Source organism: Burkholderia glumae LMG 2196 = ATCC 33617 (assembly GCF_000960995.1).
Lineage (GTDB): Bacteria > Pseudomonadota > Gammaproteobacteria > Burkholderiales > Burkholderiaceae > Burkholderia > Burkholderia glumae.
This window is the reverse complement of sequence record NZ_CP009435.1, coordinates 3,019,610-3,033,728: the sequence shown is the minus strand read 5'-3', so window position 1 is coordinate 3,033,728 and position 14,119 is coordinate 3,019,610. Positions and strand designations below refer to the sequence as shown.

Sequence of the window (14,119 nt, the reverse complement as noted above, 5' to 3'; positions counted from 1 at the left end):
CCGGCGGCGTCGGGAGAGACCGATGGCAATAACGAAATGTGGCGAGCTGTCTGAACAGGCTTTTATCTCACGCTATCTGACGACCAATCAGCCTGTCATCGTCGCCGGCGAGATGGACACATGGGGCATTTACCAGGAGCCAGCGCTTCAGTATTTTGCGACCAAATGCGGCGACGAGCAGGTCCAGGTTTATGACAACCTGTTCGGCCTAATCGACGTTTGTAGCTTGCGCGCTTACTTGCTCGCAAGCGAGGAAAACCAGGACGCAGGCTCACTTCCTGGTTACGTGAGATGGTACGCCCAGTTCAGGGATGTCGATTTCGTCTGGTCGGATCCGGCGTTTAGCATGATCGAGCGAGAATGGACGCATCCGTCATTTTTACCGAAATCGTCGTACTGTCTGCCGCCTTCAAGGAAAGGCCAGGAAATCGATGTCACGCGAGATGCATTCCCATACAAGGGAATTTTTATTAGTTTCGCAGGCTGCCGTACCCGGCTGCATCGTGACCCGATAGGAACGCAGGCGATCATTTGCCAGCTGCAGGGCACCAAGCGAGTCACGCTTTATTCGCCCGACGCGGCATCGAAGCTCGAGTGCGATGGCGCCTTCTTCGATCCGATGAACCCGGACAAGCAGATGTTTCCGATGGGCGAACATGCGCGCCCCGAAGGCGAGATCGTGCTCCAGCCCGGAGAGATTCTCTTCATACCGGACGGCTGGTATCACGATGTCCTGACGCTCACTGCGAGCGTGTCGATCACGTGGAATTTTGTCCATTCAGCTCGGATCCGGGGTTTTATCAATGGGCTAAAAGGCCAGCTTACCGCCCCCGAGGCAAGCATGGTTCGATATTTCTTCAAAGGCGTTGACGCCGGCCATCTCGACGAGATGGAGACCGGACTGCGCCGAGCGTTGCACCGCGCAAACGTGCTTTCCGACACCCTTCAGAAGGGCTCAACCGAAGGAACGACATGACACCTCCACCCTCGAGCGACACGATCGCGACGTTCTGGCGGCGCATTCTGGCCGTCGACACACTGGCCGAGACCGACAACATACTCGCTAAAGGCGCGACGTCGCTGCATGTCTTGCAGTTCATCAATTGGATCGAGAAGCATTGGCATCGGCGGCTTCCGATCAGGGCGGTCTACATGGGGCCGACGATCAGCGAGTGCGCCATGGCTGTAGCGGTGCTGGCACCTGTATCACCGGACGATTCGGCCCGTACCGCCTACGCCGCGCCGAACACAGTTGACTTTCTGCAGGTACTGACCGGCGCGCAGCGCCACTTTCATGCGGAAGCGCGTCGCGATCCGGCGAACCCATCTCTGTACGTCGAGGCGTCTTTCCATATCACGGGCGACGTTAATCTCCCGGCGCTGAGGCAAAGCTTCGACATTGTGGGCCGCCGTCACGAGGCACTGCATTGCTATTTCGTGCACGAGGGCGCCGCTGTCGAGCGACGGCTCGATCCGGATGCTCAAGCTAGCATACGCTGCCTCAACATAGACGACACTGGAGCGCCCCGCGATATTTCCACGCTGTCAGCCCGCCTCGCGGCGGACCTGATCGAGCAAACGATCGACCTTTCCCGTGCGCCCCTCTATAGGGTGGTGCTGGCCGAGTTGGGACGTCGTGAATGGCTGGCCGTCATCTGTGCTCATCACATCATTTTGGATGGGCCGGGTCTGCATCTATGGCTTAAAGAAGTATCGGACGTTTATGCAGAGATCCTTGCGACAGGAAGCGTGAGGCCTGCGCTAGCGGCCCCACAGCAGTCGACATATCTTGCGTGGCTCGACGCGCAACTATCCAGCGATGTCGTCGTGGACGCAGTCGACGCGTTTCGGCAGACGATGTCGGGTGCCGAAACAACGATTTCTTTCGCTCCCGTCGAACGAACGAGCGGTGGACCAGGCCTCATGCACGGCTCGTATAGAATTCTGCTTTCGGAAAATGCGCGCGCCGCAATAGCGGGATTTGCCGCAGATCATGGATGCAGTCACTACGCGGCACTGATTACGGCCTGGAACATCGTGATTTATCGTCGTCTCGGCATCCAAGACATGACCTTTCGCGCGGCGGGCAGCGCCAGAGACCACGCCGAGTTTGCTCAGATGATTGGCATGTTATGGGCGCCACTCTACGTTCGATGCCAGTTTTCATCCGACACGACAGTTGGCCAGCTCGCAGGGCTCGCGCAAGCGTCCGTCATCCGGTCCCAGGCTTTTCTGCACATGCCATTTGATACGTTAGTCGACGCGCTACGTCCGGAGATCGACATGGAAAAAACGCCCCCGAATTTTCACTTTACGCTTCATGGCAATCGACTGGACCGTTCGCTGAGACTGAAAGGGGCCGAGGTCAGCCCCTTGTCTTTCGAGCGAATCGATCATGGCGCGGACATCAAGATCCACATGAACGACGGGGGCGACCGTTTGAGTGGTCGCCTTGTCTATCGGGCGGACAGGTTGTCGGAGTCATTCGTCAGTGAACTGGGGCGCGAATTTTGCGGGGTGGCGGCGCGATTGCGTGATTGGGCGCAGCAGCCAATCAGCGCATGCCGGCGCATTTACGCTTTGGCTTGAACCAGCTCGCACGGAAGAAGCGAGATCGATCACCTGCGATGCTTTTCTGCGCGGACCATAGTGTCCGCGCCGACGGAATTTTGAGCCACCGGGGATGCGGCCATTTTCTTGGACTGATTTACGTTGTTAACCCAAGGCTTTCACGGTACTCGATGGGGCTGAGATAGCCGAGGGAGCCCTTGATCCGTTTTTCGTTATACCAGCGAATATAGGCATCCAGTGCCTCAACGAATTCCGCGTTGATCGTCGAACGCCAATTGCCAGGGTAAAACATTTCGGTCTTCAGCCTTCCGAAGAAACCTTCGCAGGCCGCATTGTCTGGTGAGCAGGCTTTGCGCGACATGGATCGAATGAGGCTGGCGTTCGCAATCCGGGACAGCCAACTAGGCCAGAGATAGTGACCACCTCGGTCGGAATGCACAATGGGCTTCTCGTCGCCCTCGACGTCCCCCCGTTTTCAGTAGCGCGCGGCCTGAGAATCAGGAGTTGATGTCGCTGTTTTTAAAGAAAATAAGAATGGTATTGCCCTGCCGGAAGGCGTGAATCAGTTGAGATTGTATTTGAGGGGTAATTTAAATATCGACAAACGTTTTGCAACGCTAATATCTCGTATTATCGGCATTGCGTTTAGAGTCGCTAACACAAGTCATCCACGAATCTCGAGCAGATAACGGCGGCAGCCAGGAAGAGCAAAGCAGCATGAATATCGAGACGGCGCTCGAAGCGAATCCGGAGCTTTCCAAATCCGGCGAACCAAGCGTGCGTGCGCTCGACGACCCAACGATGTCGCCCCAGCCGTTCGCTGCTTTCGATACCGCGGCGGGCGATACGGGTCTTGATGCCGCGCTGTCTCAGATAACGCCGGCAACGCGCGAAGTCATACCCTTTGTCAGCGTGCAGTTTGCTCGGACGCTTGCGCGGCTGGCCGTTCAGGCCCGGTACCGCAGGAATGGCATCAAGCGTGGGTTCGAATGCCATCGAATCGTGCCGGTTGGCTCCCGTAATCGTGATAGCCAGCGGGATGCCGCGTGCATCTACGACGATGTGTCGTTTCGATCCGAGCTTGCCTCGGTCCGTCGGGTTGGGGCCGGTTTCCTGCCCCCCCGGGGGCTGGAGACGCTGGCTCCATCGAGGCTCGCGCGCTCCCAATCGATCTGGTCGTGTTCACGCAACCGACGCAGCATCGCCAGATGCAGTCGCTGCCATACGCCGGCTGCTTGCCAATCTCGTAGACGTCGCCAGCACGTCATGCCGCTGCCGAAGCCCAGCTCTTGTGGGAGGTCCTCCCACGGGATACCGGTTTGCAGCACATACAGGATGTCGTTGAGCGCAGCTCGATCATCGACCGTGCGCCGGCGTCCGCCTTTGGGTGATGGCGAGAACTCCGGAATCAGCGGTTCCAGCGCCACCCACAACTCGTTGCTGATTTTGCGTCTTGCCATGCAGCGGACGATACGACGTATGCTGCATCATGTCCAGGTTGTGTTAGCGGCTCTTAGAGCCGCCAACATAACCTAGACATGACGTAGCAGAAATCGTATCGTCTGCGATATGGCAAGACGCAAAATCAGCAACGAGTTGTGGGTGGCGCTGGAACCGCTGATTCCGGAATTCACCCCATCGCCCAGGGGCGGACGGCGGCGCACGGTCGATGACCGAGCTGCGCTCAACGACATCCTGTATGTGCTGCAAACCGGTATCCCGTGGGAAGACCTCCCGCAAGAACTGGGCTTCGGCAGTGGCATGACGTGCTGGCGACGTCTACGAGATTGGCAAGCAGCCGGCGTATGGCATCGGCTGCATCTGGCGATGCCGCGTCGGCTGCGTGAGCACGACCAGATCGATTGGGAGCGTGCGAGCATCGATGGAGCCAGCGTCTCCAGCCCCGGAGGGCCAGGAAACCGGCCCCAACCCGACCGACCGCGGCAAGCTCGGATCGAAGCGACACATCGTCGTAGATGCACGCGGCATTCCTTTGGCCGTCACGATCATGGGAGCCAACCGGCACGATTCGATGGCATTCGAGTCCACGCTCGATGCCATTCCTGCGGTACCCGGGCTGAACGGTCCGCCACGCAAGCGCCCGAGCAAACTGCACGCTGACAAAGGGTATGACTTCGGGCGTTGCCGACGTTATCTGAGACAGCGCGGCATCAAGGCTCGTATCGCACGCCGCGGTATCGAAAGCAGCGAACGGCTGGGCAGGCATCGTTGGGTCGTCGAGCGTACGCATGCCTGGTTCGCCGGATTCGGCAAGCTTCGAATTCGCTTCGAACGACGCCTCGATATTCATACCGCTCTGCTTGTCCTGGCTGCCGCCGTCATCTGCTCCAGATTCGTGGATGACTTGTGTTAGCGACTCTAAGAGGCCAGTTCAAAAACCCTGCTCAGCTCGTCTGAAGATGTTCCAACAGATGATCGAGCAGCCAAGTTTGAGGAATGCTTCGTGAATGTAGGCACTTCGCTCGAAGCGAGTGCGTAGGCGCCGGAAATTGTGGAGCCAGGAATGCGTACGTTCGACCACCCAACGATACTTGCCCAGACCACTGCCATGCTCGGTCCGGCGCTTGGCGATCACGGGCTTGATACCGCGTTCGCGCAACGCGCGACGATGTCGGGTGGAATCGTAGCCGCGATCGGCGTAGACGACGCCGGGCTTCTGAAGCGGTCGGCCACGAACGCCGCGAATGGGTGGAATCGCATCAACGAGCGGCAGCAACTGCGTGACGTCGTTGGTGTTCGCGCCAGTCAGGATCGCAACGAGAGGAACGCCGTTGGCGTCTACGAGGACGTGGTGCTTGGAACCGGGTCGCGCGCGATCGGTGGGGTTCGGGCCAGTTTTTCGCCCGCCCCAACGGCGCGCACGGACGACGAATCGACCGCAGCGTATGACAGATCGATTTGGCCGGCCGCACGCAACTTGTCGAGTAGCAACTCGTGCAGTTGGTCCCATACACCAGCCTTTTGCCAGTCGCTCAATCGCCGCCAGCATGTGGCGCCCGAGCCAAAGCCCAGACGAGTCGGCAAGTGGTTCCAACGAATTCCCGTTTTGAACACGAACAGGATGCCGTTGAGAGCCGCACGGTCGGACACGCGCGGGCGACCAGGATCGCTCTTCGCTCGAAGCTTCGCAGGTGGCAGCAATGGTTCGATCAGTATCCACAGTTCGTCGTCAATGATTGGCGCTTCCATCCTTGGACTTCCGTTGTTCTGATGCCCAAGGTTAACAGCTTGCCGAGGAAGTAAACAGCCCCTCTCGGGAGTTTTTGAACTGGCCTCTAAGACTGCAGCGATATTCGCGTCGAAAGCGCGTCGGCTTGCCGGCATCACTTCGCCGTATTCGCCCAAGAGTCCGCGGATGCAATTGATCTGGGAGGTGCGAAACTTCACGAGTTGCTGGCGCAGCCGATGCTGAACCGCACCGAATTTTGTGGAGGCTCGGATTCTTGAGAGAATGGAGCCATGAACAAGAAGGCAACCAAGTTTTCCCCGGAAGTCCGGGGGCGCGCAGTGCGTCTGGTACGTGAGCAGCGTAGCGAACATCCGTCGATGTGGGCGGCGGTCGAATCGATTGCGCCGATGATCGGCTGTACGCCGCAGACGCTGCTGGATTGGGTCAAGCGCGAGGAGATCGATCGTGGGGAACGTGATGGCGTGAGCACGGCCGAGCGTGAACGCATCAAGGCCCTGGAGCGTGAGGTCAAGGAACTGCGCCGTACCAACGAGATTCTCAAGCTGGCGAGCGCGTTTTTCGCCCAGGCGGAGCTCGACCGCCGATTCAAGTCCTGAAAGCCTTCGTTGATCAGCATCGCGACACCTTCGGGGTCGAGCCGATCTGCAAGGTCTTGCGGATTGCCCCGTCGGGCTACCGACGCCATGCTGCGCGGCTTCGTGATCCGTCCAAACGCTGCGCTCGTGCCAAACGCGATGAGGTCCTGCAACCCGAGATCAAGCGTGTCTGGCAGGCCAACATGCAGGTCTACGGTGTGCCGAAGGTCTGGAAGCAGATGAACCGGGAGGGCATTGTGGTCGCACGCTGCACGGTCGGGCGGCTGATGAAGCTGCAGGGCTTGCGTGGCGCAGTTCGCGGCAAGCGGGTTCGCACGACGAATCCCGATACGAGCGCTGCGCGCCCGCTGGACCGGGTCAACCGGCAGTTCAAGGCTGAGCGCCCAAATCAGCTTTGGGTGTCTGACTTCACCTATGTCTCGACATGGCAGGGTTGGCTGTACGTGGCGTTCGTGATCGACGTGTTTGCCCGTCGCATCGTCGGTTGGCGCGTCAGTTCGTCGATGAGCACGGACTTCGTTCTGGATGCGCTCGAACAGGCGCTGTACGCGCGCCAACCGGGCGACGATGGGACCTTGATACACCACTCCGATAGGGGGGCTCAATACGTCAGCATTCGGTACAGCGAACGTTTGGCCGAGGCGGGTATCGAGCCGTCCGTCGGCAGCCGTGGCGACAGCTACGATAACGCGCTGGCTGAAACGATCAACGGTCTCTACAAGACTGAACTGATTCATCGGCGCGCCCCTTGGAAAACGAGGGAATCCGTCGAACTGGCAACGCTGGAATGGGTCGCCTGGTACAACCATCATCGGCTGATGGAACCGCTCGGCTATATCCCGCCTGCCGAAGCTGAGGCAAACTACTACAGGCAACTCAGAAATGCTGCTGAAGTGCCTGCATTAACTTAAACCAACCGGCCTCCACGATTCCCGGTGCGGTTCATGCCGAGCCAGCACGGCCTGTTGCGCCTCGCTCTTCACTGCTACCTTGTTGCCGGGTTGCTGGACGGCAAGCCAGATTGCCCGTGCATTCGCCGCGTCGTTCTTGTTACCGATGTTGAATGCCTTGGCAAAGCGCGGGGCCATGAGACGGACCTTGTGTCCGAGCTTGCTGAGCGATCGTGCCCAGTGTTGGAGCCCCCACAAGCCTCCATGCCAATCAAGCAGGGCTCCAGGTTGGCGAAATATTCGAGAAAGTTGGCGCGCTTAAGCGGTTTGTTGATGATTTCGCCGCTGCCGGTCGCAATGTAGTGGATCTGGAAGACGTTCTTGCCGATATCGACACCCACAGGGATGGGATTCGTAGCTGCCTCCGTTCAGAAGTACCGCACGCGTATGATGCGCTCAGTGCGCAGCGGCGTTCATCCCATCGGATTATCGAGATTATTTGCTCGATGCTCACTGGCGCAATCCTCGATTTGTAAAGGGAATTTCAGTTGTCGCGAATAAGTGCGGCTATGTGATCCACGAAATTTAATTGAATATTAAAAATCGAAATAATACGATTTCGTGTGTTTGATTTGATTGCTATTTTTCGGGAATTGGTCAGTCGGCTTGTTTATTTTTAAGAAAATTGACGATGCCACTGATGCCCTGATTTTCGAAAATCAAAGCCCATGTCGCAAAGGCGCTTGCTGACCAGACCGAGGAAATCATCGGTGGTGGCATATTCCGGCCGTGCGATCAGCCGCCCTCGCATGGGGCGATCGACGATTCACCGGTTTTTCATCTGAACACGGTGTACGCCGCGTTCCGCTGGCTTGGCCTGCGTGCTTGACGTGGGGGCGGGTGGCGGCACGCTCGTGTGGAAGAGCGGCGCTGATCTGCATGTCGATCGCGCCTGGAAACGGGCAACGTCCCTGACGGATCGGGGGGAAGAGTTGCATTTGGTAAGTCATGGTATTCCATCTTAAACAATTAGCATTGCCAATATATTTTTGAGTGAAATATGAAAGAAAAAACGAATCCTATCGGGTTGAATCTCTGCGTAGCCGCGGTGTTGTCACTGACGGCAATGTCGGCCGCGCATGCGCTCCTGATCGATCAGGCCACGTTCAAGCAGAACGGTGGCAATCCTGCGAACGTACCGGGGACCATCAAGGCCGCCAACAAGAAGCTCGCCGACCTCAGCAAGGAAGCGGCATGGCGCAGCGTCGGTAGGCTCGATCTGGCCCCGGTGAATCGCCGCTTGCCGGGTATCTCCTGCACCGCGACGTGGATTGGCGACGCAGGCCGTTGGTCCTATTTCATGACGGCGGCGCATTGCCTGGCCCCGCGCGGCGGTCGCCCCGAAATGCCGGTCTCGGCCCGTTTCACGGACTGGAGCGGTCGCACGGTGGCGGGTGGCCGCGGCACGGCCTATTTCACGGACCCCAACTTCAGGCCGGGCGTGCTCGTGAAGACGCAGACGTTGGGCAATGGCGCTTCGGGCCAGCTCGCGATCGTCAAGCTGCCGCGGCACGACTTCATCAAGGACCGCTTCCGGCTGACGCCGATCGAGCCGCCGATCATCAACGACATCGCGGACGAGATCGGCCGCGATACCATCTTCGTCGGCTATGGTATGTGGGGCGTTGGCCCGAACCGGACCGCCTTCAGCCACAACCTGGCCGTCGGCGACGGCCGCCTGTACGGCCGCAGCCGCGTCGACGGCGTCTCCAGCGACGGGCTCGGCCTGATTGCCAACTATCAGCCGGCCGGCCCGTCGTCGCACTGGGCGCAGATCACGCCCGGCGACGACGGCGCAGCGTGGTGGCAGATCCATGGCACGCGGCCCACCATCGTCGCGGTCACCGATGCGGGCGCCTTCAATCTGTCGGCGGCGGTACGTGTGGCGAAATTCACAGACTGGATCAAGTCGGTCTATCCGCAGGCGCGCTTCCTGTCTCAGGTCAAGCCGCGTGCCTGCCTCGTCAATGCGCTGTTCGGCGTGAAATACTGCTTGAGCGAGGGCCAGGAAAGCTACAACGGCGACGGCAAGTGGACGGTGATGTTCTCGGGCATGGACCTCGGCGTGCAGGCCGACGATGGCGTGGCGGTGCAGTTGTCGACCGACCGTCGCATGGATGCTGTCGGCAGTGGCAAGTCGGCAGAATTCGTCGGCACGGTGGAGAGCAGCCGGCTCAAGCATGTCAAGGCCAACGACGGTCAGTACCGCGACTTCTCGCGGCCGAACGCGATGCGCGTGAGGTCGAGCGGCAAGCCGCTCGGCTGCATCGTGAGCCTCGATTCGGCTCAGAAATACTGCCTGCCGGCCGGCCAACAACCAGTCCAGCAGCTACCGGCATGGATCAAGGGGCAGGACGTGTTCGTGCAGGCTGATCAGGGCGTGGCGGTGCGGCTGTCCGACCGCCCGAACTTCGCCTATAACCGCGTGGCGACGTTCAGTGGCACGGTTAGTCACGACAAGCTAATCAAGGTGCGCGCCGACAACGGTGAGGATCTCGATTTCTCGCGGCCGGTGTCGATGGAGGTGATCCAGCATTAACACGTACTGGGCGTAGTGTAATGGCCGAGGCGGGATGTATTCCCGCCTCGGCCATTTGAGAGTAGTCACACGGCTTATTTCCCTTCGATCGATCCACCCATTTTCTCGGGTCGTTTCAAGCTGAACCGCATACCGAATCGGCATACCAAATCGTTTGGGTGTGCTCACGCAACCGACGAAGCCTCGCCAAATCTAGCCGCCCCCATACGCCTGTGGCCTGCCAGTCTCGTAGCCGCCGTCAGCATGTCGTGCCGCCGCCGAAACCTGGCTTCTGAGACAAGTCTTCCCATGGAATGCCGGTTTGCAGCACATACGGAATACCGCCGGAGATCGTGAACGCCGGTCAGGTAGCCGATTCACGGCGGGGGCGTTGACCGAGACGGTGCCGGGCCCAGGCATTCGGCTGTCGATGGACGGCAAAGGCGGGTGGCGCGACAGCGTATTCGTCGAGCGCGTATAGCGTCGCATCAAGTACGATGACGTCTACTCTGGGGCCTGCGAGTCGGTCAGTCAGGCCCGACGCGCCATCGGCGACGGCGTCGAGTTATATAAGCGGAAACGACGCAATTCGAGCCTGGTGGGCCAGACGCCCGATGAGGCATACTTCGCGACGCTGCCAGCGATCCAATCGGCTGCATGTTTGCCTCGGCAATCCACTTGAAAATCTCGGATAACTGTCCGAATGAGCGAGGCTGCCTCTGTCGGTCGCCTCGAGCAACTGATCGCAAGCGAACATGAAAATTGTTATCAAGAAAGTTGCCGGCATACTGCTGCTGACGACTGCCTGCATTTCGAATGCCGCTTTTGCTCAACGGGCGCCGGGCCAACTGATGACGGCACCGCTGCTGAATTCCGCGTTCGTCGCCGACAACGCGGTGCCGGTGGCCGATGGCCCGCTGCGCGGCACTGCGGCGACGTTCGATTCCGGGCACTTCACGAGCCTATCGAGCAGCGGCCCGGTGACGTTCTCGACGCCACAGCCGTTCGCCCCGAACGGCGCCGGTGCGACAACTGCGCTCGGCGCAACCGGCAATCTGCAGTTCCGGGCGTCGCTGTCCGGCGCCGGCGGCCGCTCTGTCGCGAGCAAGCTGAGCGACGTCGTGAGCATCCTCGACTTCCCAGGCTGCGACAAGACCGGGGTGGCCGATAGCACGGCCTGCATCCAGGCCGCGCTGAACTCGGGCGCGCGCACCGTCTACGTTCCGGCGGGCCAGTATCGCGAAAGCGGCCTCACGCTGCCGCAGACGCAGGGCTTCACGCTCTATGGCGACGGGCCGAACAGCGTCTTGATCCAGACGGGCGGCTCGATCGGCTATCCGGCGATCTCTGGAGCCGTCACGTTCGACTCGCACTCGACAATCCGCGACCTGAAGTTCGACGGCACGGCCGGCACCGGCAATACCATCGATACGTCCTACGCTCAGACGCTCGACCTGCTGAATCTGGCATTCAACAACGTGCCCGTCGGCTACGCGTCGATCAAGCTCGACGGCAACCCGAGGGCGGGCGTCTATATGCACGATGTTCGCGCGAGGAACATCCGCATCTACTCGACGACGGCGGGCAAGGCCGGCATCGAGCTCGGTGCCTACGCGTCTGACTCGACCATCGACGGCTTCATCATGAACGGCGGGTTCGTCGTGAACTACTGCCTCTACGCGAATCCCGGTGCGCAGACAACGATGGTCCAGAACTCGCACCCGTACAACGCCGCGATCAACGTCGTCCGGCTGGCCGGCAACAACAACGATTTCGGCTTCATCGGCGACACGATCGACAACGCGCTCGGCGACGTCTTCTACATCAAGAACTCTACGCACACGCGCATCTCATCGACTTGGATCGAGTCTATCAACAGCTTTCAGCGCGGACTCGTGCTGGATGGCTCGTCGAACAACACCGTAATGGGGCTCGGCTGCCAGACATACGGTGTGACGAACGCCACCTCGTGCGTCGCGGAAATCAACGGCGCCGCAGGCAATCAGATTTTCGGCGCGCAGCTCGACCGCGCGTCGAACTACTCGATGCCGTTCAATCTGAGCGGCGCGGGCAGCTTCTATCAGTCGATGAACAGCGGCAACTCGCTGAACACCATGAGCGCGGCGAGTGGTGCCTCGCCCTCGATCACGGCTACCGGTTCCGACGGGACGATCCCAATCACGCTAAACCCGAAAGGCGGCGGTGGCGTGGTGTTGAACTTCAGCAACTCCGTGACCGCGAGCTACTACTCGGACACGGCCGGCGAACTGGCGCTCGAGGTCTACAACCGATCGACGCCCACCAAGAAATACAACCTGAATCTCGTGAAGTACGGAGGGCGCTTGCTGCTTGGCGGCGTCGACGACGGAGCGAACAAGTTGCAGGTCGGCGGCTCCGCGGCCATTTACGGGAACCTGACCGTAGCCGGCACCGGCGCGATGCCCTTGTACTCGACGGCTGGCGCGGCCGCCAATGCGCCGCACATGGTGAAGGGGACGGCGACGCTCGCCTCGGGCGCGGCCACGGTCGCGCTTTCGGGCGCCGCCGCCTATACCTCGTCAACCAGCTACGCCTGCACGGCAACCGACACGACCACTGCAAACCCGGTGCGGGTCTCGCAGACATCCGGGACCTCGTTCGCCTTGAGCGGCACGGGAACGGACGTCGTGCAGTTCCTATGCGCCGGCAACTGACGTCGCGCTGGCAGGCTGCCAAAATGCCATTTTGCGAAGGGGGGAAGTTCGGCCGTCTCAGGACGGCGCATCGGCCCCCGCGCCACCTCGGTCAGGGGGCAAGGCCCCCTGATTCGACTCGCCGATTGCCGGGCGGCGGTCGCCTGTCCGTCGAAGTCTATTGCCTCCAGCGCCTAGCCCAAGCCGGCCGCGCGACGCGGACAATCGCAGCAGGGGTGACATGTCGTTGCCGTCCGCTGCGGCTCCGCCTCCAGGCTACGCGCGAACTGGACGTGGATGGTGCGGCCGCTCTCGGCGCGAAGGTCCGCGCCTGCGCATGCACGACTTTTCCCTTAACTTTCAAGCGGATCTGTGGCGTGTAGCCTATACTGCCGTCCTTTCTGCTTCTCGACTGGATTGTTCCTGCGGCCGCGGTGCTTACGTGCTGTCTTTGGGAGCGACATTGTGGCCTGTCGCTTCGAAATGAGCGAAAAACGAAAGACACCAAGGTCGAACCAGGCCGCCCCAGGACGCTCGCATCATCATGAATTTTCAGGAAAAATCAGTTGAATCAAGGTCTCGGCGCGTGTCCGTCGCGCCGATGATGGATTGGACGGACCGCCATTGTCGCTCCCTGCATCGAACGATCTCGCGCCACACTTGGCTCTACACGGAGATGGTGACGACAGGCGCGCTGATGCATGGCGACGTCGCGCGCCATCTCGCGTTCACGCCGGACGAGGCGCCCGTCGCGCTGCAATTGGGCGGCAGCGAACCCGACGATCTCGCGAAATCGGCCAGGCTCGGTGAGAACTGGGGCTATGACGAAATCAATCTGAATTGCGGCTGCCCGTCGGAGCGTGTGCAGCGCGGCGCGTTCGGCGCCTGCCTGATGAACGAGCCGGGGCTCGTGGCCGATTGCGTGAAGGCGATGCGCGACGCGGTGTCGGTGCCGGTAACGGTCAAGCACCGGATCGGCGTGGACGCCGTGGAGGAGTACGCGTTCGTGCGGGATTTCGTGGGCACCGTTGCCCAGGCCGGCTGCGACGTGTTCATCGTCCACGCGCGCAACGCGATCCTGAAGGGTCTTTCACCGAAGGAGAACCGCGAGATCCCGCCGCTCAAGTACGACTATGCCTACCGGCTCAAGCAGGACTTCCCGGACCTCGAGATCATCATCAACGGCGGCATCACGACACTGGACGAGGTCGAGGCCCATCTGCAGCACGTCGATGGCGTGATGCTGGGCCGAGAGGCTTATCACAATCCCTTCGTGCTCGCGGAGGTCGATAGGCGTTTCTACGGGGCGGCCGCTGCCGCGCCGACGCGCGAGGAGATCGAGGAGCGGCTGATCGCCTACTGCGTCGCCGAGATCGCACGCGGCACCTATCTGGGGGCGATCGTGCGGCATGCGCTCGGGCTTTATCGCGGCGTGCACGGCGCGCGCGGCTGGCGGCGCGTGCTGTCGGACAGCAAACGGCTGGCGCGCGGCGACGTGGCCGCGATTTTCGCCGAGGCGCGTACCCACCTGACGGCTCCTTCCGAAATTTTTTAAAAAAGGGGCTGTACAAAGCGAAAAAGTGCCCATATAATCTTGCTTC

The 14,119-nt window shown here is 60.5% G+C and carries 8 protein-coding genes, 4 pseudogenes and 1 other annotated feature; of the genes and pseudogenes, 7 read left to right on the top strand and 5 right to left on the bottom strand.

Annotated features, from left to right (window positions below):
• Positions 1–22: 22 nt before the first annotated feature.
• Both KS03_RS26090 and KS03_RS26085 read left to right on the top strand, forming a co-directional pair.
• A complete protein-coding gene (locus KS03_RS26090; protein WP_015875908.1) occupies positions 23–976 on the top strand; it encodes a cupin-like domain-containing protein in 954 nt (317 codons plus the stop codon).
• On the top strand, positions 973–2,589 hold the full coding sequence (locus KS03_RS26085) for a condensation domain-containing protein (protein ID WP_015875907.1): 1,617 nt from the start codon (positions 973–975) through the stop codon (positions 2,587–2,589). The genes KS03_RS26090 and KS03_RS26085 overlap by 4 nt, the downstream gene beginning before the upstream one ends.
• 118 nt (positions 2,590–2,707) lie before the next feature.
• On the opposite strand, the pseudogene KS03_RS30540 reads toward KS03_RS26085, so the two are convergent.
• Positions 2,708–3,028: pseudogene (locus tag KS03_RS30540) on the bottom strand (transposase); the annotation flags it as partial.
• Positions 3,029–3,225: 197 nt separating this feature from the next.
• Positions 3,226–4,031, bottom strand: a protein-coding gene (locus tag KS03_RS30535) for an IS5 family transposase (RefSeq protein WP_085962353.1) whose coding sequence is annotated in 2 segments (ribosomal slippage) — positions 3,226–3,701 and positions 3,701–4,031 — 807 coding nt in all. Because the reading frame shifts where the segments join, the coding sequence is not laid out codon by codon here.
• A gap of 109 nt (positions 4,032–4,140) precedes the next feature.
• Here KS03_RS30535 and KS03_RS30530 point away from each other — a divergent pair.
• A protein-coding gene (locus KS03_RS30530; RefSeq protein WP_085962352.1) for an IS5 family transposase occupies positions 4,141–4,945 on the top strand; the annotation gives its coding sequence in 2 pieces (ribosomal slippage) (positions 4,141–4,475 and positions 4,474–4,945; 807 coding nt in all).
• 18 nt (positions 4,946–4,963) lie between these two features.
• On the opposite strand, the gene KS03_RS30525 is transcribed toward KS03_RS30530, so the two are convergent.
• Both KS03_RS30525 and KS03_RS33450 read right to left on the bottom strand, forming a co-directional pair.
• A protein-coding gene (locus tag KS03_RS30525) for an IS5-like element ISBugl2 family transposase (RefSeq protein WP_085962362.1) occupies positions 4,964–5,781 on the bottom strand; the annotation gives its coding sequence in 2 pieces (ribosomal slippage) (positions 4,964–5,433 and positions 5,433–5,781; 819 coding nt in all).
• 114 nt (positions 5,782–5,895) lie between these two features.
• A pseudogene (locus tag KS03_RS33450) lies at positions 5,896–6,000 on the bottom strand (IS110 family transposase); the annotation flags it as partial.
• 51 nt (positions 6,001–6,051) lie between these two features.
• Between KS03_RS33450 and KS03_RS26075 the strand changes: the two are divergent.
• Positions 6,052–7,289, top strand: a protein-coding gene (locus tag KS03_RS26075; RefSeq protein ID WP_085962428.1) for an IS3-like element IS1416 family transposase whose coding sequence is annotated in 2 segments (ribosomal slippage) — positions 6,052–6,343 and positions 6,343–7,289 — 1,239 coding nt in all. Because the reading frame shifts where the segments join, the coding sequence is not laid out codon by codon here.
• Positions 6,333–6,449: a sequence feature (AL1L pseudoknot), on the top strand. Its footprint overlaps the gene before it by 117 nt.
• 33 nt (positions 7,290–7,322) lie before the next feature.
• Here the strand turns inward: KS03_RS26075 and KS03_RS32375 are convergent.
• Positions 7,323–7,675: pseudogene (locus tag KS03_RS32375) on the bottom strand (IS110 family transposase); the annotation flags it as partial.
• Between the two features lie 653 nt (positions 7,676–8,328).
• On the opposite strand from KS03_RS32375, the gene KS03_RS26065 reads away from it, so the two are divergent.
• The 3 genes and pseudogenes from KS03_RS26065 (at position 8,329) to dusA (ending at position 14,110) form a co-directional block, all read left to right on the top strand.
• Positions 8,329–9,867, top strand: a complete 1,539-nt coding sequence (locus tag KS03_RS26065; protein WP_015875902.1) for a hypothetical protein — start codon at positions 8,329–8,331, stop codon at positions 9,865–9,867.
• Between the two features lie 830 nt (positions 9,868–10,697).
• Positions 10,698–12,539 (top strand): pectate lyase family protein, encoded by a 1,842-nt coding sequence (locus KS03_RS26060; protein ID WP_088499465.1) that lies wholly within the window; start codon positions 10,698–10,700, stop codon positions 12,537–12,539.
• A gap of 523 nt (positions 12,540–13,062) precedes the next feature.
• Positions 13,063–14,110 (top strand): annotated as a pseudogene (gene dusA, locus KS03_RS26055) (tRNA dihydrouridine(20/20a) synthase DusA).
• Positions 14,111–14,119: the final 9 nt, after the last annotated feature.

Coding starts and splice junctions, on each gene's coding strand:
- KS03_RS26090 (WP_015875908.1), top strand. CDS start 23: ATGGCAATAACGAAATGTGGCGAGCTGTCTGAACAGGCTTTTATCTCA.
- KS03_RS26085 (WP_015875907.1), top strand. CDS start 973: ATGACACCTCCACCCTCGAGCGACACGATCGCGACGTTCTGGCGGCGC.
- KS03_RS26065 (WP_015875902.1), top strand. CDS start 8,329: ATGAAAGAAAAAACGAATCCTATCGGGTTGAATCTCTGCGTAGCCGCG.
- KS03_RS26060 (WP_088499465.1), top strand. CDS start 10,698: ATGACGGCACCGCTGCTGAATTCCGCGTTCGTCGCCGACAACGCGGTG.